This window comes from Defluviimonas sp. SAOS-178_SWC (genome assembly GCF_039830135.1).
In the GTDB taxonomy this organism is placed as follows: Bacteria; Pseudomonadota; Alphaproteobacteria; order Rhodobacterales; family Rhodobacteraceae; genus Albidovulum.
Window position 1 is genome coordinate 134,804 of record NZ_CP156081.1, and the last position, 20,307, is coordinate 155,110.

Sequence of the window (20,307 nt, forward strand, 5' to 3'; positions counted from 1 at the left end):
TTGGCCTATATCCGCCTCAACAGCGCGGCTACGGGGTCCAAACTCGCAGCCCACCGGGAAAGATCGACGGGCCGCTGGGCCCGTTTTTTGTTGTTTGGACGCATGACTGAACTGATCGCGAAAACCGCCATCGACCGGCGCCTGGCCGAGATCGTGACCCCGACCATCGAAGGCCTGGGGTTCGAACTGGTGCGCATCCGTCTGATGGGCGGGGTCTACAAGACCCTTCAGATCATGGCTGACCGGCCCGAGGGCGGGATCGACGTGGATGATTGCGGACGGATCTCGGTCGCGGTCTCGGCGGTTCTCGATGTGGAGGACCCGATCGAGGATCAGTATACGCTCGAAGTCTCGTCGCCTGGGATCGACCGGCCTCTGACGCGGCTGAAGGATTTCGACGTCTGGGAAGGCTACGAGGCGAAAATCGAGACCTCGGAGATGATCGACGGCCGCAAGCGCTTCAAGGGCAAGCTGGCCGGCACCGACGGCGACGAGGTGCTGATCGAGATCGAGGAAGGCACCATTGGCCTCAAGTTCGATTGGCTTGCCGATGCGAAACTCGTCCTCACCGACGAGCTGATCACTGAAATGCTGCGGCAGAAGAAGGCCACCGACACGGTGGACGAGGCCGCGTTTGACGATATCGAAGAAGAAAGTTCCGAGGAGGAATGAATGGCGATTACCTCTGCCAACCAGCTTGAGCTTCTGCAGACGGCTGAAGCCGTTGCGCGGGAAAAGATGATCGACCCGGTGCTGGTCATTGAGGCGATGGAGGAAAGCCTCGCCCGCGCCGCGAAGTCGCGCTACGGATCGGAAATGGACATCCGTGTGTCCATCGACCGCAAGACCGGCAAGGCGACCTTCACCCGCGTGCGCACGGTGGTCGAGGACGAGCTTCTGGAGAACTATCAGGCGGAGCTGACGGTCGCGCAGGCCAAGCAGTATCTCGACGACCCGAAGGTCGGCGACACGATCGTGGACGAGGTTCCGCCGGTCGACCTTGGCCGGATCGCGGCGCAGTCCGCCAAGCAGGTGATCCTGCAAAAGGTGCGCGAGGCAGAGCGCGACCGCCAGTTCGAGGAATTCAAGGACCGCAAGGGCACGATCATCAACGGCGTGGTCAAGCGCGAGGAATACGGCAACATCATCGTCGATATCGGCCGTGGCGAGGCGATCCTGCGCCGGAACGAGAAGATCGGCCGTGAAAGCTACCGCCCGAACGACCGCATCCGCTGCTACATCAAGGACGTCCGCCGCGAGGCGCGCGGCCCGCAGGTCTTCCTGAGCCGGACCGATCCGCAGTTCATGGCGGAACTCTTCAAGATGGAAGTGCCGGAGATCTACGACGGCATCATCGAGATCAAGGCCGTGGCCCGCGATCCGGGCAGCCGTGCCAAGATCGGCGTCATCTCCTATGACGGGTCGATCGACCCGGTCGGCGCCTGTGTCGGTATGCGCGGCAGCCGCGTTCAGGCCGTCGTGAACGAGCTTCAGGGCGAGAAGATCGACATCATCCCGTGGAACGAGGATCAGGCGACGTTCCTCGTGAACGCGCTTCAGCCCGCCGAGGTCTCCAAGGTCGTTATCGACGAGGAAGCCGGCAAGATCGAGGTCGTGGTGCCCGACGAGCAGCTTTCGCTCGCCATCGGCCGGCGCGGTCAGAACGTGCGGCTCGCCTCGCAGCTCACCGGGCTCGACATCGACATCCTCACCGAAGAGGAAGAGAGCCAGCGCCGCCAGGCCGAGTTCGCCGAGCGCACCAAGCTCTTCATGGAAGCGCTCGACCTTGACGAATTCTTCGCGCAGCTTCTGGTCTCGGAAGGCTTCACCAACCTCGAAGAGGTGGCCTATGTGGACCTTGACGAGCTTCTGAGCATAGAGGGCGTCGACGATGCGACGGCGTCGGAGCTTCAGGCCCGTGCCCGCGACGTGATCGAGGAGCAGAACCGCAAGGCGCTGGAGAACGCCCGGGCGCTGGGCATCGAGGACAGCCTCGTCGGTTTCGAAGGCCTGACCCCGCAGATGCTCGAGGCGCTGGCGCAAGACGGCGTCAAGACGCTCGAAGATTTCGCGACCTGTGCGGACTGGGAACTGGCCGGTGGCTGGACCACGGTCAACGGCGAGCGGGTGAAGGATGATGGTATCCTCGAGAAATTCGACATGAGCCTCGAAGAGGCGCAGCATCTTGTCATGACTGCGCGGATCCAGCTCGGCTGGGTCGATCCGGCAGAGCTTGAGGCAGAGGCCGAAGAGGGCGCCGAAGACGAGGAGGCCGAGGCCTGATATGGGCCTCGGAGGGAGCGCATATGACCCGAGGGGGACGCGACAAGGACAGGGATGAGCCCGAGCGGCGCTGCATCGTCACGGGTGACGTGCAGCCCAAGGCCGGGCTTGTCCGCTTTGTCGCCGGCCCCGAGGGTCAGATCGTTCCCGATCTGGCCGAGAAGCTACCGGGGCGCGGCATCTGGGTGACGGCCGACCGCGCCGCCATCGAGAAGGCGGCGAAGAAGGGGCTTTTCGCGAGAGCCGCGAAAACCTCCGTCACGGTGCCCGACGCCCTTGCGGATCTTGTCGAGGCGGGGTTGGCGCGGCGGGTTGTCGACCTTATTTCCCTTGCACGCAAGGCGGGCCTTGCCGTCGCCGGATTCGAGAAGGTCAAGGGCTGGCTCGCCGACGGAAAGGCGAAGGTTCTGTTCCAGGCCTCTGACGGGTCGGAGCGCGGCAAGGGCAAACTCTGGACCCCTGAAGGCGGGCGCTGGTTCGGTTGTCTCACGGCATCCGAGCTTGGTCTGGCCTTTGGGCGAGATAGTGTGGTACATGGCGCGCTTGCGGCTGGTGGACTCTCCAAGCGTGTTGTAGAGGAAGCTGCGAAGCTTACGGGCTTGCGGAAGAATGACGGCGGGACGTCCGCCGGGAAGGATACGAAGTCGGCATGAGCGATACAGACGGTAAGAAACCCCTCGGCCTTGGTGGCGGGCGTTCTGGCCAGGTGAAGCAGAGCTTCAGCCATGGCCGCACGAAAAGCGTCGTCGTCGAGACGAAACGCAAGCGCGTCGTCGTACCGAAGCCCGGTGGGGCGCCTGCCGCCACGGGCGGTGCCGGCTCTGCGAGCCGGGGCGATCCGTCGCGTCGTCCGGCCGGGATTTCCGATGCCGAGATGGAACGCCGTCTGAAGGCGTTGCAGGCCGCCAAGGCACGTGAGGCCGAAGAGGCCGAGGCACGCGCCGCCGATGAGCGTCAGCGCGAGGAAGAGCGTGAGCGCCGCCGCGCCGAGATCGAGGCCAAGGAGCGCGAGGACCGCGAGCGCGAGGAAGCGCTGAAGGCCAAGGCCGAGGAAGACGCGCGTCGCGCCGAAGAGGCCGAGGCGCGCGCTGCCCGCAAGGAAGACTTCAAGAAGCCGGCCGCGCCCGCGGCTGCGGCCACCGTCGATCCGGCGGCGGCCGAGGCCGCCGCATCCCGCGCAGAGACAAAGGGCGTATCCACTGCGGGGCCGCGCAAGACCGACCGTGAGCGTGACGATCGGGGCGGTGAGCGTGATCGCAGCGGCAAAGGCAGCCGCGATGAGGGCCGCCGGTCCGGCAAGCTGACCCTGAGCGAGGCGCTTTCTGGCGGCGGCGGGCGTCAGCGGTCGATGGCCGCGATGAAGCGCAAGCAGGAGCGGGCGCGGCAAAAGGCGCTCGGCATCAACGCCCGCGCCGAAAAGCTGGTGCGCGACGTGCAACTTCCCGAGACGATCGTCGTGCAGGAGCTTGCCAACCGCATGGCCGAGCGTGCCGCCGACGTGGTCAAGGCGCTCATGAAGATGGGCATGATGGTCAGCATGAACCAGACCATCGACGCCGATACCGCAGAGCTGATCATCGAGGAGTTCGGCCATCGGGTTGTCCGCGTGTCCGATTCCGACGTGGAACAGGTCATCGATACGGTCGACGACAAGGCCGAGGACCTCCAGCCGCGTCCGCCGATCATCACGATCATGGGCCATGTCGACCACGGCAAGACCTCGCTTCTCGATGCGATCCGCAAGACGAACGTCGTGTCCGGTGAAGCGGGTGGCATCACGCAGCATATCGGCGCCTATCAGGTGACGACGGAATCCGGGGCGGTTCTGACCTTCCTCGACACGCCGGGCCACGCCGCCTTCACCTCGATGCGGGCCCGCGGCGCGCAGGTCACGGATATCGTGGTCCTCGTCGTTGCCGCCGACGATGCGGTCATGCCGCAGACGGTCGAGGCGATCAATCACGCGAAGGCCGCCGGCGTTCCGATGATCGTCGCAATCAACAAGTGCGACAAGCCGACCGCAAATCCGCAGAAGGTCCGAACCGATCTTCTGCAGCACGAAGTCGTGGTCGAGGCGATGTCGGGCGATGTGCAGGATGTCGAAGTGTCGGCGACGACCGGCAAGGGGCTCGACAATCTTCTGGAAGCCATCGCGCTTCAGGCAGAGATCCTCGAACTCAAGGCCAACCCGAACCGTGCCGCCATGGGCGCCGTGATCGAAGCCAAGCTCGACGTGGGCCGGGGTCCGGTCGCGACGGTTCTCGTCCAGAACGGCACGCTTCGCCAGGGCGATATCTTCGTCGTTGGCGAACAGTGGGGCAAGGTGCGCGCGCTGATCAATGACCAGGGCGAGCGTGTGCCCGACGCCGGGCCGTCGGTCCCGGTCGAGGTTCTCGGCCTCAATGGCACGCCCGAGGCGGGCGACGTCCTGAACGTCGTCGAGACCGAAGCGCAGGCGCGCGAGATCGCCGACTACCGCGAGAAGGCCGCGAAGGACAAGCGCGCGGCCGCCGGTGCCGCGACGACGCTGGAACAGCTCATGGCCAAGGCCAAGGAAGACAAGGACATCGCCGAACTGCCGATCGTGGTGAAGGCCGATGTGCAGGGCTCCGCCGAGGCGATTGTTCAGGCTATGGAAAAAATCGGAAACGACGAAGTGCGCGTCCGGGTGCTGCATTACGGGGTCGGCGCGATTACCGAATCCGATATCGGCCTTGCCGAGGCGTCGGGATCGCCGGTCATCGGTTTCAACGTCCGTGCCAATGCGCCGGCACGGGCTGCCGCGAACCAGAAGGGTGTGGAAATCCGCTACTACTCGGTGATCTACGATCTGGTCGACGATGTGAAGGCGGCGGCGTCGGGGCTTCTCAAGGCCGAGGTGCGCGAGAACTTCATCGGATACGCCGAGATCAGAGAGGTCTTCAAGGTCTCCGGCGTCGGCAAGGTCGCGGGCTGTCTCGTCACCGAGGGCGTTGCCCGCCGCTCGGCCGGTGTTCGCCTGTTGCGTGACAACGTCGTGATCCACGAGGGAACGTTGAAAACCCTCAAGAGATTCAAGGACGAAGTCAAAGAGGTCCAATCCGGCCAGGAATGCGGCATGGCGTTCGAGAACTACGAGGACATCCGCCCTGGCGACGTCATCGAGATCTTCGAGCGTGAGGAAGTCGAGCGCCAGCTGGCATGAAAACGGGGCGCCTTCGCGCCCCGCGCTTCGTATCCGACAAAAAAGGCCGCCTGAACCTCAGGCGGCCTTCTTCACGACGGGATACCCTTCGAACAAGAGCTTTCCCACGCGGACGAGTATCATTCCGTTATCGAGCTGACGTTCGAACGTGCCCTGAACGGAGACACAGCTTCCAAGAGTGATGGTGCGCAGCATCGCTTAAACTCCCCCAACGGCGGGCTGCTTGGACTCTAGTTGGCAATCTTTAACAGACGGCAAATAGACACATTCGAAAGTTGCCATAGCTAGACCCGTTTGGAAACAATAATTACAGCCGGCGTCAAATCCGGCCATTAGTTGCTGCAACCTTTAGTTGTTTTATTTGACTTGTCTACAACCAATCACGCAAAATGGGAATCAGCGGCACATCGGCCGGAGGCATCGGATAGTCCCGCAGATCCTTCGCGCGCACCCAGGCAAGCTCCTGTCCCTCCCGCGCCCGCGGCACGCCCTGCCACCGCCTGCACGCAAAAAGCGGCATCAGAAGATGAAAGTCGTCATAGGTGTGGCTGGCGAAGGTCAGCGGGGCGAGGCAGCTTTTCCAGGTGTCGATCCCCAACTCCTCGTGCAGTTCGCGGATCAGTGCGGCTTCCGGTGTCTCCCCCGGCTCAACCTTGCCGCCGGGGAATTCCCACAGGCCCGCGAGCGACTTGCCCTCGGGCCGCCGGGCGAGAAGGACACGCCCGTCGGGGTCGATGAGTGCGACGGCAGAGACGAGGAGGGTTTTCAAGACCGGTAGTCAGCGTTGATGTCGATGTAGCGATGCGTGAGGTCGCAGGTCCAGACGCTCGTCGCGGCCTTGCCGACGCCGAGATCGACGGTGATCTTCAACTCATCGTTCTTCATGTAGGCCGCTGCCGCTTCCTCGCTGTAGGATGGGCTCCGCCAGCCGTTCTCGGCCAGAGTCAGGTCTCCGAACCGGATCGACATGGCGTCGCGGTCGGCTTTCGCGCCGGATTTGCCGACGGCCATGACGATGCGGCCCCAGTTCGGGTCCTCCCCGGCGATGGCGGTCTTGACCAGCGGGGAATTGGCGATGGCCATCGCCGCGCGGCGCGCATCGGACGCATCGCTGGCGCCCTCGACGCGGACCTCGACGAACTTCGTCGCCCCTTCGCCGTCGCGGACGACCTGATGCGCAAGATCCATCATCACGCCGCGCATGGCCGCCTCGAACTCCTTCGCGACCTTGCCGCGCAGATCGGCGATGGGCGCCGCCTTGGACTGGCCGGTTGCCGCAACGATCAGGGCGTCGGAGGTCGATGTGTCACTGTCCACGGTGATCGCGTTGAAGGTATCGCCGACCTGCCGCGAGACGATCTTCTGCAGCGCTGCGGGCGCGATGGCCGCGTCGGTGAAGACGTAGACCAACATCGTCGCCATGTCCGGCGCGATCATGCCCGACCCCTTGGCGATGCCTGCGATGCGGATCGTCCCGCCATCGCCCGCGACCTCGGCCTCGGCCCCTTTCGGGAAGGTATCGGTGGTCATGATCGCGCGGGCCGCCATCTCGATTGCATCTTCCGAAAGGGCGGTCTTCAACGCGCCCATTTTCGCGGTGATCTTGTCATGCGGAAAAGGCTCCCCGATCACGCCGGTGGAGGATGAAAAGACCCGCGACACAGGAATGCCCAGAGCTTCGGCGGCACTGGCGGTCACAGCGTCGACGGCCTCTTTCCCGAGTTTGCCGGTGAAGGCGTTGGCATTGCCGGAGTTGACCACGATCGCTGCACCGTCCTTCGGGCCGACCTTCGCCTTCAGCTTCGCCTCGCAGTCAAGCACACAGGCCGCGCGGGTGGCGGAGGTTGTGAAGGCGCCCGCTATGGCGGTTCCGGGTGCCAGGCGCACGAGCATCACGTCCTTGCGTCCGGCATAGCGGACGCCAGCCTCGATCGCGGCAAACTCGGCGCCAGCAATCCCGGGCAATGACGGGAAACCGCCCTTGGGAGCAAGCGGAGAGACCGGATTCAGCTTCTTCTTGGCCTCGGCGGTAACCTTTTCGGCGGCCTCGCCCACGGCGTCAACGACAGCCTCCACCCGCTCCTCGACTACCGGAAGAACGTCTTCTTCAAGCTTCTTGCGAAGCTTCTTGACCTTCACCTTCAGCTTCTTGGCCTCGTCCTTCCAGTCCGTCTTCTGCTTTGCCATGGGCCGTTCCTCCTCCGGGCGGGGGATATGTCAGTTGTCGATCAACGAGGAATTCTTGAGAATGGCGGGGTCGATTCCGTCAACCATCTTCTCAACCTTTGCGGCGTCGGTCAGCTCCGTCACTTTCGCTTCGACGGCATCGCCTTGCAGTTCTCCGGCGAGCTCATCGCGCACGTCCTCGATCTTCGGCGCGGCGGCGCTGCGGACCTCGTTGAGTTTGATCAGATGCCAGCCGAACTGGGTCTGGACCGGATCTGAAACCTGGCCCGGCTCCATCTTGACCACCGCATCCTCGAACGGCTTGACCATCATGCCGATCCCGAACCAACCGAGGTCCCCCCCGTTCGGTCCGGATGGGCCGGTGGACTTCTCCTTGGCGAGCGCGGCGAAATCGGCGCCACCGTCGACCTCGATCTTCAGCGCCTTCGCTTCGTCTTCGGTTTCGACGAGGATGTGGGCGGCGTTATATTCCTTGCCCGGCTCGGCCGCGGAGTACCGCTCATTGAACAGCGCCGCGATCGCCTCGTCGGTGACGGCGGCTTTTGCGGTGTCATCGAGGACGACGCCGGCGAGGTAGCCGCGTCTCTGGTTGTCGAGCGTCAGGTTGTTGCGTTTGCTCAGATTACCCTCGATCTCCTCCGACAATGCCACCTGCTGGATAATCTGGTCGAGAATACCGTCGAAAAGCGTTTGGTCGTCGAGCTGGAGGTACTGCGCCGGAAGGCTGTCACGCATCGCGATCATGTGGCCGAGCGTGATATCAGTCCCGTTGACCGTCGCAACGACCGTATCCGCCGTCGGATCGGCGGCACGGGCCGGTCCGGCGACCGCGATGGCCAGGGCGGCGGCGCCGATAAAGGCGGATTTCAGCATAGCGACAACTCCCGTAAAGGCCGCGACAGGGCACGGCGTTGACTATCGGACGGCAGCCCCTTACATCGCGATGGGTCTCGTGGAGGCCAAGCCGAACCTTGTTTCGCAGCCGTTCTAGGCATAGCGGAGAGCAGCGGCAAGGCCGCGTTTTTCACAGGGACGTCAGTCGAACCCGCGCGGAGAGAAAATGCTGGGCCTCGGAACAATCGCCAAGAAGGTCTTCGGCACGCCGAACGACCGCAAGGTCAAGTCGGTCCGCCCGCTGGTGGAAAAGATCAACGCACTGGAACCGGAGTTCCAGGCACTGACCGACCAGGGGATCAAGGAACGGACCGAGGCGCTGAAGGCGCGCGTAGCGAATGGTGAAAGCCTCGACGCAATCCTTCCCGAAGCCTTCGCCAATTGCCGCGAGGCCGCAAAACGGGCACTCGGCCTTCGCGCCTTCGACGTGCAGCTCTTGGGCGGGATCTTCCTTCATCAGGGCAATATCGCCGAGATGAAGACCGGCGAGGGCAAGACCCTGGTCGCGACCTTCCCGGCCTATCTGAACGCGCTCTCCGGCAACGGTGTTCATATCGTCACGGTGAACGACTACCTCGCCAAGCGCGACGCGGAATGGATGAGCAAGGTTTACGGCGCGCTCGGCCTCGCGACCGGCGTGGTCTACCCGTTCCAGGACGCCGAGGAAAAGCGCGCGGCCTACCGGGCCGACATCACCTATGCGACGAACAACGAACTGGGCTTCGATTATCTCCGCGACAATATGCGTGCGACCATCGACGACATGATGCAGCGCGACCATGCCTTCGCGATCGTCGACGAGGTGGACAGCATTCTGATCGACGAGGCGCGGACGCCGCTGATCATCTCCGGGCCGAGCCAGGACCGTTCTGAGCTTTACGTCACGCTCGACAAGTTCATTCCCGACTTGACGGAAGAGCATTTCAAGCTGGACGAAAAGCAGCGCAACGCCACATTTACCGAAGCCGGTAACGAGTTTGTGGAACAACGCCTCTGGTCGGCAGGAGTGCTTCCCGAGGGGCAGACGCTCTACGATCCGGAATCGACGACCATCGTCCATCACGTCACGCAGGCCCTGCGTGCCCACAAGCTTTTCCAGAAGGACCAGCACTATATCGTTCGCAATGGCGAAATCGTCCTGATCGACGAATTCACCGGTCGGATGATGCCGGGCCGGCGGTTGTCGGACGGGCTCCATCAGGCGATCGAGGCCAAGGAAGGCGTCCAGATCCAGCCGGAGAACGTCACGCTCGCTTCCGTCACGTTCCAGAACTACTTCCGCCTTTACGAAAAGCTCGCCGGGATGACTGGTACAGCCGCGACCGAGGCCGAGGAATTCATGGACATCTACCGTCTGGGCGTCGTCGAGGTGCCGACGAACAAGCCCATCGCCCGGAAGGACGACCACGATCAGGTCTACCGCACCCAGCGCGAGAAATACGAGGCGGTGCTGAAGCGCATCCAGAAGGCGCACGAAAAGGGTCAGCCGATCCTTGTCGGCACGACCTCCATCGAGAAGTCGGAAATGCTGTCCGAGATGCTGAAGAAGGAAGGCATCCCGCACAACGTCCTCAACGCCCGCCAGCATGAGCAAGAGGCGAAGATCGTCGCCGATGCCGGCAAGATCGGCGCCGTCACCATCGCCACGAACATGGCCGGCCGCGGTACCGACATCCAGCTGGGCGGCAACGTCGAGATGAAGGTGATGGAGGCACTGGCTGCCGATCCCGGGGCGCATCCCGACGAAGTCCGCGCCCGGATCGAGGCGGAGCACGCCGAGGAAAAGGCAAAGGTGCTGGAGGCTGGCGGCCTATTTGTCCTCGCCTCCGAGCGGCACGAAAGCCGGCGGATCGACAACCAGCTGCGCGGCCGTTCCGGCCGGCAGGGCGACCCGGGCCGGTCGTCGTTCTACCTCAGCCTCGAAGACGACCTGATGCGGATCTTCGGATCGGAGAAGCTGGACAAGGTACTCTCGACACTCGGCATGAAGGAAGGCGAGGCGATCATCCATCCTTGGGTGAACAAGTCGCTGGAACGCGCGCAGGCCAAGGTCGAGGGCCGCAACTTCGACATGCGCAAGCAGCTCCTGAAGTTCGACGACGTGATGAACGACCAGCGCAAGGTCATCTTCAGCCAGCGGCTGGAGATCATGGAGGCGGAGGATCTCGAGGAGATCGTCCAGGACATGCGCCATCAGGTCATCGACGACCTTGTCGACCAATACTTGCCGCCGAAGACCTATGCCGACCAGTGGAACGCGGAAGGCCTATATGCAGCGATGCTGGAAAAGCTGCTGCTCGACGTGCCGGTCATAGCCTGGGCGAAAGAGGATGGCGTCGATCAGGACGAGATGCGCGAACGGCTCTATGCGGCGTCCGAAGAATTCATGGCGAAGAAGGCCGAAGCCTTCGGTGCCGACACGATGCGGCAGATCGAGAAGCAGTTCCTGCTGCAAACGATCGACTCGAAATGGCGCGAGCATCTGGTGACGCTGGAGCATCTGCGCTCCGTCGTCGGGTTCCGCGGCTATGCCCAGCGCGACCCGCTGTCGGAATACAAGACCGAGGCATTCACCCTGTTCGAGCATCTTCTGGATGGTCTCAGGGAAGACGTGACGCAGAAGCTCGCCCAGGTCCGTCCGATGACGGAGGAGGAGCAGCAGGCCCTGTTCCAGCAGATGGAGGAGCGGCGGGCCGCACTGAACGCGCCGGTCGCCTCCGTCGCGACGGCAGTGACACCGTTGATCCAAGGGTTCGACGAAACGGATCCGACGACATGGGGCAATCCGGGGCGCAACGATCCCTGCCCTTGCGGGTCGGGCGAAAAGTTCAAGCATTGTCACGGAAAACTCGCCTGAGTCGGGCGGGCGACTAGATCGCGCCCGGCAAGGTTGTGGCGGAAATGTGGCGGGCGCACCGGCAGGTCGCCCGCCTCTTTCATGATTTGGCCCGGTGGCAGCGCTGCTTCGCAATATCCTGTGAGCTTGTCTAGGCAGGATACGCCGCCGATTGCCAAAGTCAGGCCATGCCCATGCCGCGTTCCAGCATTAGCCGTGGAGCGGGACGAATGTGGAGTGGATCATGCAGATCAAGCGCAGGGCGATCACCGTTGGCACGACCTTCTTTCTCGCGGCGGCGACCGGCCACGTGATGCAGAACGGCGATACGATCAGCGCCAGATTGCGCGGCGGTGACACTCCCGAACAGCCGGTGCTGGCGCGTGTCGAGGCGACTGCCGCGGTGCTTGCTCCTGCCCCGAACGCGGCGCCGGCCGTCACGGATCCCGATCCGGCGGTTGCTTCACCCCCGATCATCGCAGCCGCGCCTGCCGCCGTGCCGGAGCCGGAAACGCCCGATGCGATCGTCGAGGTGGCGGCCCTGCGGTCGGTTCCCGGTCTGCCGGACCTGCCCTCCGCAGAACCGAAGCCACTCGTTGCCGGTACGCTGCTCGCCGCTCGGGTCGAAGGACTCGACCGGGGCTATGTGCGGCCGAAGACGGCAGCCGATGCGACCTATAGCGTCTTCGGGATCGCCTGCGCCGACAACAGGCTGTCGCTCGATACGTCCGCACGGGCGATGCTGCGTGTGACGCTTTCAGCCCCGTGTTTTCCCAATGAGCGTGTTGTGATCAGCCATTCCGGCCTGATCTTCGCCACGGCGACGGACAAGGCCGGTGATCTCGACCTCATGTTGCCGGCGCTCGCCGCAGAGGCGCGGGTCGATCTTCACATCGGCGCCGACGAGGTGATGAGCGCCACCCATGAGGTCATGGGTCTCGACGCGCTGAACCGTGTTGCGATCCAGTGGCAGGGCGTCGAGGGTTTTCACCTCAGTGCATTCGAGAATGGCGCCGCGTTCGGCATGCCTGGCCACGTTTCCGATAGCCAGCCGCGCGACAGGGCGACGTCCGACGGCGGGTTCCTGACCCTGCTCGGCGATCCTTCGGTCGATCACCCGATGCTCGCCGAGGTCTACACGGCGCCGGTGGCGACGCGAGTTGACGACATCGTGGTCGAGGCTGAGGTGAGTGCAGCGACCTGCGGCCGCGCGCTGGACGGTGAGGCGCTGCGGATGGCGGCGGGCTCTCCGGCCGAGATCGAGCCGCTGAGTTTCGAGATGCCCGGCTGCGATGCGGTCGGCGATTTCCTGATGCTGAGCCTGGGCCCCGTCGCCGACTTGCCGGTCGCGGTCGCACAGGGCGGGAAGTAAACGGCCCAACCGTTGGCTTTTCAGGTGGCTTGAGGGCGGCCGCGAGCCCAGGGAAGGTGTCAGTTCTTCGGATCGGACAAGGCCCGAAGCGCGTCAAAGATAGCCTTCCGCGCGGAAGCTCAACTCGCATGACTTGCCGATGATCAGGTGGTCGTGGACCACGATCCCCATCACCTTTGCCGCGTCCTGAATCTGGCCGGTGACGGTGATGTCGGCCTCCGACGGGGTCGGATCGCCCGACGGGTGGTTATGGACGAGGATAAGCGCGCTCGCATTGTGCTCGAGCGCGCGTTTGACCACTTCGCGCGGATAGACCGGGACGTGATCGACGGTGCCGCGCGCCTGTTCCTCATCGGCGATGAGCACGTTCTTGCGGTCGAGATAGAGGACGCGGAACTGCTCGATCTCACGATGCGCCATCGAGGTGCGGCAATAGTCGAGAAGCTGGTCCCAAGATGACAGAACCGCGCGGTGCATGACCTTTGCCCGCGCAAGCCGGTGGGCGGCGGCCTCGACGATCTTCAGTTCCTGCACCACGGCGTCGCCGACACCTTGCACCTCGGTCAGCCGGTGCGCGGGAGCGGACAAGACCCGATTGAAGTCTCCGAACGCGTCGAGAAGCCGCCGCGCGAGCGGTTTTACATCCTGGCGCGGGATGGCACGGAAGAGAACAAGTTCGAGAAGCTCATAATCCGGCATCGCGACGGCGCCACCGTCCATGAACCGGGCCCGGAGCCGTTGCCGGTGATCCTTGATGTATGAGGGCAGACGACCGGGCGCGATCGCCACCTCCGGCGCTTCGTCGCCCGTGAAGAGCGGCAGCGGAGCTTCGTGAAAGGCGCGAGTCGGTTCCATGACCATAGGCTCGCGTGACATCGTGAAGGAATTGTTAACAGGGCTGCCGTGGGGGCGAGAACCGCCATATGAACGGCCCGTCATGGGCAGCGGAGGGCGTTCGGCGGGGAAACGCTCCATCGGAGCGTTTCCTGCTCCGCGTCACCCCTTCATGCCGTCCCAGAAGTTCCGGACCTTCGAGAAGAACGAAGAGCCTTCGGGGTTGTTGTCTTCGCTGAGCCGCTCGAACTCGCGCAGAAGTTCCTTCTGTTTGCTGGTCAGGTTTACCGGTGTCTCGACCGCCATCTCGATCAGCATGTCGCCGGTGCCTCCGCCCCGAAGGGCGGGCATGCCCTTGCCGCGAAGCCGCATCTGTTTGCCGGTCTGGGCGCCGGCCGGGATCTTCACGCGGCTGCGGCCGCCGTCGATGGTCGGTACTTCGACCTCGCCGCCGAGTGTCGCGGTGGTCATCGCCACGGGAACGCGGCAATAGAGGTTCACCCCGTCGCGCTGGAAGAGCGCATGTTCGCGGACTTCGATGAAGATGTAGAGATCGCCTGACGGCCCACCGCGCATGCCGGCCTCGCCCTCGCCGGCAAGGCGGATGCGGGTTCCCGTCTCTACCCCGGCGGGGATATTGACGGAGAGTTGCCGTTCCTTTTCCGTCCGGCCGGCGCCGTGGCAGGTCTTGCAGGGGTTCTTGATCGTCTGGCCGAGACCGGCGCAGGTCGGGCAAGTGCGTTCCACCGTAAAGAAGCCCTGTTGCGCGCGGACCTTGCCCATGCCCGAACAGGTCGGACAGGTCTGGGGCTCGGCCCCGCCTTCGGCCCCGGTGCCGTTGCAGGCTGTGCAGGCCACCGATGTCGGCACGGTGATCGACTTCTGGGCGCCTTTGAACGCTTCCTCGAGCGTCACGCGCATGTTGTAGCGCAGATCGGAGCCGCGCTGGGCGCGCTGCCGACCGCCGCCGCCGCCGCGACCGCCCATGAAATCGCCGAAGAGGTCCTCGAACACGTCGGAGAAGGCCGAGGCAAAGTCACCCTGGCCGTAAGCGCCTTGCGGCCCGCCACGCGGGCCGCCGCCCATCCCACCCTCGAACGCCGCGTGACCGAAGCGGTCATAAGCGGCCTTCTTCGTTTCGTCCTTCAAGATCTCGTAGGCCTCGTTCACTTCCTTGAACTGGGCCTCGGCCTCGGGTTTGTCCTTGTTGCGGTCGGGGTGGAGTTCTTTGGCCTTGCTGCGGTAGGCCTTCTTGATCTCATCGGCGGAAGCGCCGCGCGAGACACCCAGAACCTCGTAGAAATCGCGTTTCGCCATTCTTCGCCCTCTCGGGGAACGCGTGGGCCGGCCCGACTGCCGTCAGGCCGGCCCGCGTGGTTCCGGTCGCGTCAATTGCGCTTCTTGTCATCGCCGAGGTCTTCGAAGTCAGCGTCCACGATGTCGTCATCTACGCCGCGCGGGCCGTCTTCGTCAGCTTCTTCCGAAGCAGCGCCTTCTGCCTGGCTGGCCTTGTAGATCGCCTCGCCGAGCTTCATCGCCGCGTCGGTCACGTTCTGGATGCCGCCCTTGATCTTGCCGGCATCTTCGGACTTCAGCGTCTCTTCCAGCGCGCCGATCGCGAGTTCGATCGCCTCGACGGTAGAGCCGTCGACCTTGTCGCCATGCTCTTCGAGCGCCTTCTTGGTCGAGTGGATCAGGCTTTCGGCCTGGTTCTTGGCTTCCACCAGCTCCTTGCGCTTCTTGTCCCCTTCGGCATTGGCCTCGGCGTCCCTGACCATCTTCTCGATGTCCTCGTCGGAGAGACCGCCCGAGGCCTGGATCGTGATCTGCTGGGTCTTGCCGGTGCCCTTGTCCTTGGCGTTGACGCTGACGATGCCGTTGGCGTCGATGTCGAAGGTGACCTCGATCTGCGGCATGCCGCGCGGCGCGGGCGGGATTTCCTCGAGGTTGAACTGGCCGAGCAGCTTGTTGTCCGCGGCCATTTCGCGCTCGCCCTGGAAGACCCGGATCGTCACCGCGTTCTGGTTGTCCTCGGCGGTCGAGAAGATCTGGGACTTCTTGGTCGGAATCGTCGTGTTGCGGTCGATCAGGCGGGTGAAGACACCCCCAAGCGTCTCGATACCGAGCGAAAGCGGCGTCACGTCGAGAAGGACGACATCCTTCACGTCACCTTGCAGAACGCCAGCCTGAATGGCGGCGCCGAGCGCGACGACCTCGTCCGGGTTCACGCCCTTGTGGGGTTCCTTTCCGAAGAACGCGGTCACTTCCTGGATGACTTTCGGCATCCGGGTCATGCCCCCGACCAGAACCACCTCGTCGATATCGCCCTTCGACAGGCCCGCATCCTTCAGCGCGGCTTCGCAGGGTTTCATCGACTTCTTGATGAGGTCGTTGACCAGGCTTTCGAGCTTCGCGCGGGTCAGTTTCATGACCATGTGGAGCGGCGTGCCGGTGTTCTTGTCCATCGAGATGAACGGCTGGTTGATCTCGGTCTGCTGGCTGGAGCTGAGTTCGATCTTCGCCTTTTCAGCCGCTTCCTTCAGGCGCTGGAGCGCCATCTTGTCGCCGGTCAGGTCGACACCATGCTCCTTTTTGAACTCCTCCGCGAGGTAGTTCACGATGCGCATGTCGAAGTCTTCACCGCCAAGGAACGTGTCGCCGTTCGTCGACTTCACCTCGAAGAGGCCGTCGTCGATCTCAAGGATGGTGATGTCGAAGGTGCCGCCGCCGAGGTCATAGACCGCGATCGTCTTGGTTTCCTTCTTGTCGAGGCCGTAGGCGAGCGCGGCGGCCGTCGGTTCGTTGATGATCCGCAGCACTTCGAGGCCGGCGATCTTGCCGGCGTCCTTCGTCGCCTGACGCTGGGCGTCGTTGAAATAGGCCGGAACCGTGATGACGGCCTGCGTCACCGATTCCCCGAGATAGCTCTCGGCGGTTTCCTTCATCTTCTGCAGGATCACGGCGGAGATCTGCGCGGGCGAATACTTCTCGCCCTTCACCTCGACCCAGGCATCGCCGTTGCCGCCGTTGACGATGGAGTAGGGGACAAGTTTCTTGTCCTTCTCGACTTCCGCGTCGGTCATCCGGCGCCCGATCAGGCGCTTGACCGCGAAGACGGTGTTGGTGGGGTTGGTGACCGCCTGGCGCTTGGCGGGCTGGCCGACCAGACGCTCGCTGTCGGTGAAACCGACGACGGAGGGCGTCGTGCGGGCCCCTTCCGAGTTCTCGATGACGCGCGGCTGCGACCCGTCCATGATGGCGACGCAGGAGTTCGTGGTCCCGAGGTCGATACCGATGACTTTAGCCATGTGTTAAACCTTTCCTTCGGCGATGTTCTGGGGTCAGACCCGATTGCGGCCCCTGGCCCCGATCCCAAGATTTCAGCCGGGTCATCCCCGACCGGCTTCGTGGGGTATATAAGGAGGGGTCAGGGACGCTGCAAGCGCCCTTGGACGGTGAAAAACAGGGTAGTTCCGTGGAAAACCGCAAAGATTGTTCCGACCCGCTTCCGAACCCGGCGCCGTCGGCGATGATCGGTGGCGCCGCGCTCCATTCCGGCTATCTGGATGTGCGTGAGCAGGCGGCGATCGTGGAAGACATCCGCGCTGTCGTCGCCGCCGCGCCGCTCTTTTCTCCGCTCACGCCGTGGGGCAAGCCGATGTCGGTGCGGATGACTTCTGCCGGCAAATACGGATGGTATTCGGACCGCAAGGGATACCGCTATGCCGAGCGGCATCCCGCCGGGACGCAGTGGCCGCCGATCCCGGAGCGTGTTTTGGCGATCTGGCACCGTTTGGTGAGCCGGGCGCGCGACCCCGACTGCTGTCTGGTGAATTACTATGGCGAGAACGCGAAGATGGGTCTCCACCAGGATCGGGACGAGGCCGATTTCGGCTGGCCGGTCCTGTCGGTCAGTCTTGGCGACGACGCGCGGTTCCGCATCGGCGGCACCGAACGCGGCGGACCGACGGAAAGCGTCTGGCTGCGGTCGGGCGACGTCCTGATCCTCGGTGGCGCGGCGCGCCTTGCCCATCACGGGGTCGACCGGATAGCGGCGGGCACGTCGACTCTCCTGCCGAAGGGCGGGCGGATCAACCTGACGCTGCGGGTTGTCGATTAGGCACTTTCAGCGCCGGCCCGGTGCCGCCCCCCTCAGCGACCGGCCGTCCAGCTAATCGACGCATTCTTCCGTGCGTGGAACTCACCGATCAGGCCGATCATGATCAGCGCGAGGGTGACGTAGATCGGATAGGTCAGATTCGAATTGTGCGGGTTATAGTTGATGAACGCATATCCGCGCGCCTGGTCGATGATATGGAACAGCGGGTTCCAGTCGAACATTTTCAGCATCGTGTAATTGAGGGTATTGGCGACGAACATCTTTCCCGAGGCAATCATGTTGGCGCGAGAATAGATCGTCTGCGCGACATTGGCGAAGCCCGGCCACCACGGCTTGATGGCCAGAACCAGCATGCCGACGCCGACGCCGTTGAGCCAGGCGAGGAGGAACATGCCCATCGCGCCGACCGGGTCGTCGATATGAACCGGTTCGAAGGCCATGTGGTATACGCCGAGCACTACGATCATCGACAGGAGTTGCGTGTAAAGCGCGGCGAGTGCCGATGATCCGATGGCGATCGCGGTATTCATCGGTGCATGCAGCATCATGGCCGAGGTCGGACCTTCCGAGCGGACCACGGCCGACATCGACTTGGTGTTGGTCATGAAGAGAAAGATGCCCGACATGATGTAGACGATGAAATCCCCCCGGATCGAATTGCCCCGCAGTCCGAGGATGGTGAACATGACGTAGAAGACGCCGATGAAGATCACCGTTTGCAGGATATTGTAGAGCAGGCCGACCAACGCGTTGCGGTGCCCGCGCCGGATGGAGCGAACCGTGCTGTGATAGATCAGTTCCAGAATCACCAGAGATGAGTTCAGTCCGGAAGTGCGGGTTTCGACCCTGAACATGACGTTGTCGCTTCCGCTGGTGCTGCTGTGCCTCGTTGCCCTTTTTTGGCCGGGAAATCTTGCCGTTCCCTTAGCGGGCGATCATAAGGTTAACCGCCCCGCCGATCAACTCGGGCGCAACGAGGAGACCTGCCGTGGATTTCGATCACCTGACCCATGTCATGCGCCGCCTGGCGCTGGAGGCCGGAGACCGGATCATGGAGGTCTATAACGCGCCGGATTTCGAGGTGCGGTCGAAGTCCGACGACAGCCCGGTGACCGAGGCGGACGAGGCTGCGGACGCCCTCATCTCCGAAGGGCTCGCCGAGGCGTTTCCGCAAGTGGCGCTCGTGACCGAGGAGCAGGCGGCGAGCCATGCGCAGGTTGTCTCCACCTTCCTGATTGTCGATCCCCTCGACGGGACCAAGGAATTCGTCAAGCGGCGCGGCGATTTCACCGTGAACATCGCCTACGTCGAAGAGGGCGTACCCTCGCGTGGGGTCGTCTATGCGCCCGCGAAGGGGCGGCTGTTCTACACGCTCGCCGATGGCCGCGCGGTCGAGGAGGACGGCCCGTTCGACAAGGACCGGCCCGGCGCCCAGAAGCCGATCAGCGTCTCGGTGCCGGACAACCGGGGGCTCATGGTGGTGGCGTCGAAATCGCACCGCGATCAGGCGACCGACGACTATATCGCCCGCTACGCCGTCCGCGACATGACGAGCGCGGGATCGAGCCTGAAATTCTGCCTTGTCGCGACCGGAGAGGCCGATCTTTACCCACGTCTCGGCCGGACGATGGAATGGGATACGGCGGCCGGTGACGCGGTGCTGCGCGCGGCGGGGGGCGAGGTCGTGAACTTCGACGACCACACGCCCTTCACCTATGGAAAACCGGGCTTCGCCAATCCCTTCTTCATCGCCTATGCGCCGGGCGTTCTTCTGGTGAAGGAATGAGCGTTCTGATCGTCATTCCGGCGCGCTACGCGTCGTCGCGCTACCCCGGAAAACCATTGGTGGAGCTGCGCGGCGCCGACGGGCAGGCCCGCACCCTGATCCAACGCAGCTGGGAGGCGGCGATGCAGGTCGGCGGGGTCGACCGCGTTGTCGTGGCAACCGACGACGACCGCATACGCGACGTTTCGGAGGGCTTCGGCGCCGAGGTCGTGATGACTTCCGATACCTGCCGCAACGGGACCGAGCGCTGCGCCGAAGCCTATGACCGGCTGGGCGGCGGGTTCGAGATCGTCGTAAACCTCCAGGGCGACGCGCCGCTGACACCGCATTGGTTCGTCGAATCTCTTGTCGAGGGGCTGCGCGCCGATCCGGTCGCGGAGGTGGCAACGCCCGTCCTGCGCTGTGACGGTGCCGCGCTGAACGGCTTTCTTCAGGACCGCCGCGAGGGACGTGTCGGCGGCACGACGGCGGTCTTCGGGCGCGATCACAAGGCGCTCTACTTCTCGAAAGAGGTGATCCCCTATACCGGACAGCGCTACGCGGACGACGAGATGACGCCTGTCTTTCACCATGTCGGCGTCTACGCCTACCGCCCATCCGCCCTCGCGGCCTATCCGCGCTGGGAGGCCGGGCCGCTCGAACTTCTGGAGGGGTTGGAGCAGTTGCGATTCCTCGAGCGGGAGCGCCCGGTCCTCTGTGTCGAGGTGGAAGCGCGCGGGCGGCAGTTCTGGGAGCTGAACAATCCCGAGGATGTGTCGCGAATTGAGGCGATGCTGGAAACAATGGCGATGGCCTGACGGGCGCGCCGCAG

Annotated in this window: 17 protein-coding genes; 9 read left to right on the forward strand and 8 right to left on the reverse strand. The window is 63.9% G+C overall.

The window, feature by feature from the left end; all coding sequences use genetic code 11:
- The first annotated feature begins 102 nt into the window (after nucleotides 1–102).
- From rimP to infB, 4 genes are read left to right on the forward strand one after another with little or no spacing between them, the layout of a single operon-like run.
- On the forward strand, nucleotides 103–672 hold the full coding sequence (gene rimP, locus V5734_RS01520) for a ribosome maturation factor RimP (protein ID WP_347311771.1): 570 nt from the start codon (nucleotides 103–105) through the stop codon (nucleotides 670–672).
- Complete coding sequence (nusA, locus tag V5734_RS01525) at nucleotides 673–2,283, forward strand: transcription termination factor NusA (RefSeq protein ID WP_347311772.1); 1,611 nt, start codon at nucleotides 673–675, stop codon at nucleotides 2,281–2,283. It abuts the gene before it with no gap.
- Nucleotides 2,284–2,306: 23 nt separating this feature from the next.
- Nucleotides 2,307–2,936: an RNA-binding protein gene (locus V5734_RS01530; RefSeq protein WP_347311773.1), complete on the forward strand. Its 630-nt coding sequence runs from the start codon at nucleotides 2,307–2,309 to the stop codon at nucleotides 2,934–2,936.
- Entirely contained in the window at nucleotides 2,933–5,467 is a 2,535-nt protein-coding gene (infB, locus tag V5734_RS01535) for a translation initiation factor IF-2 (protein WP_347311774.1), read from the forward strand. The genes V5734_RS01530 and infB overlap by 4 nt, the downstream gene beginning before the upstream one ends.
- A 57-nt stretch (nucleotides 5,468–5,524) precedes the next feature.
- Here infB and V5734_RS01540 read toward each other — a convergent pair whose 3' ends face one another.
- From V5734_RS01540 to V5734_RS01555, 4 genes are all read right to left on the reverse strand, one after another.
- The gene (locus V5734_RS01540) at nucleotides 5,525–5,662 is read right to left on the reverse strand and encodes a hypothetical protein (protein ID WP_347311775.1); all 138 of its coding nucleotides are present in this window, start codon (nucleotides 5,660–5,662) and stop codon (nucleotides 5,525–5,527) included.
- Between the two features lie 175 nt (nucleotides 5,663–5,837).
- Nucleotides 5,838–6,236 (reverse strand): 8-oxo-dGTP diphosphatase MutT, encoded by a 399-nt coding sequence (mutT, locus tag V5734_RS01545; RefSeq protein WP_347311776.1) that lies wholly within the window; start codon nucleotides 6,234–6,236, stop codon nucleotides 5,838–5,840.
- A complete protein-coding gene (argJ, locus tag V5734_RS01550) occupies nucleotides 6,233–7,654 on the reverse strand; it encodes a bifunctional glutamate N-acetyltransferase/amino-acid acetyltransferase ArgJ (protein WP_347311777.1) in 1,422 nt (473 codons plus the stop codon). The genes mutT and argJ overlap by 4 nt, the downstream gene beginning before the upstream one ends.
- Before the next feature lie 30 nt (nucleotides 7,655–7,684).
- Complete coding sequence (locus V5734_RS01555; RefSeq protein WP_347311778.1) at nucleotides 7,685–8,527, reverse strand: peptidylprolyl isomerase; 843 nt, start codon at nucleotides 8,525–8,527, stop codon at nucleotides 7,685–7,687.
- 187 nt (nucleotides 8,528–8,714) lie between these two features.
- Here V5734_RS01555 and secA point away from each other — a divergent pair, with 187 nt between their 5' ends.
- Nucleotides 8,715–11,405 (forward strand): preprotein translocase subunit SecA, encoded by a 2,691-nt coding sequence (gene secA / locus V5734_RS01560; protein WP_347311779.1) that lies wholly within the window; start codon nucleotides 8,715–8,717, stop codon nucleotides 11,403–11,405.
- A gap of 223 nt (nucleotides 11,406–11,628) precedes the next feature.
- The gene (locus tag V5734_RS01565; protein ID WP_347311780.1) at nucleotides 11,629–12,756 is read left to right on the forward strand and encodes a hypothetical protein; all 1,128 of its coding nucleotides are present in this window, start codon (nucleotides 11,629–11,631) and stop codon (nucleotides 12,754–12,756) included.
- Nucleotides 12,757–12,849: 93 nt separating this feature from the next.
- On the opposite strand, the gene radC is transcribed toward V5734_RS01565, so the two are convergent.
- From radC to dnaK, 3 genes are all read right to left on the reverse strand, one after another.
- Nucleotides 12,850–13,611 carry a RadC family protein gene (radC, locus tag V5734_RS01570; protein WP_347311781.1) on the reverse strand — a complete coding sequence of 254 codons (762 nt, stop codon included), beginning with the start codon at nucleotides 13,609–13,611 and terminating at the stop codon, nucleotides 12,850–12,852.
- Nucleotides 13,612–13,752: 141 nt separating this feature from the next.
- Nucleotides 13,753–14,907 carry a molecular chaperone DnaJ gene (gene dnaJ / locus V5734_RS01575; RefSeq protein ID WP_347311782.1) on the reverse strand — a complete coding sequence of 385 codons (1,155 nt, stop codon included), beginning with the start codon at nucleotides 14,905–14,907 and terminating at the stop codon, nucleotides 13,753–13,755.
- A 71-nt stretch (nucleotides 14,908–14,978) separates the two neighbouring features.
- Nucleotides 14,979–16,898 carry a molecular chaperone DnaK gene (dnaK, locus tag V5734_RS01580; protein WP_347311783.1) on the reverse strand — a complete coding sequence of 640 codons (1,920 nt, stop codon included), beginning with the start codon at nucleotides 16,896–16,898 and terminating at the stop codon, nucleotides 14,979–14,981.
- 221 nt (nucleotides 16,899–17,119) lie between these two features.
- On the opposite strand from dnaK, the gene V5734_RS01585 reads away from it, so the two are divergent.
- Entirely contained in the window at nucleotides 17,120–17,710 is a 591-nt protein-coding gene (locus tag V5734_RS01585) for an alpha-ketoglutarate-dependent dioxygenase AlkB family protein (protein WP_347313700.1), read from the forward strand.
- Between the two features lie 32 nt (nucleotides 17,711–17,742).
- On the opposite strand, the gene V5734_RS01590 is transcribed toward V5734_RS01585, so the two are convergent.
- Nucleotides 17,743–18,564 carry an ABC transporter permease gene (locus tag V5734_RS01590; protein WP_347311784.1) on the reverse strand — a complete coding sequence of 274 codons (822 nt, stop codon included), beginning with the start codon at nucleotides 18,562–18,564 and terminating at the stop codon, nucleotides 17,743–17,745.
- Between the two features lie 134 nt (nucleotides 18,565–18,698).
- Between V5734_RS01590 and cysQ the strand changes: the two genes are divergently transcribed.
- Nucleotides 18,699–19,496, forward strand: coding sequence for a 3'(2'),5'-bisphosphate nucleotidase CysQ (cysQ, locus tag V5734_RS01595; protein WP_347311785.1), 798 nt, complete (start codon nucleotides 18,699–18,701; stop codon nucleotides 19,494–19,496).
- Nucleotides 19,493–20,293, forward strand: a complete 801-nt coding sequence (locus V5734_RS01600) for a 3-deoxy-manno-octulosonate cytidylyltransferase (protein ID WP_347311786.1) — start codon at nucleotides 19,493–19,495, stop codon at nucleotides 20,291–20,293. Before cysQ ends, V5734_RS01600 begins: the two co-directional genes overlap by 4 nt.
- Nucleotides 20,294–20,307: the final 14 nt, after the last annotated feature.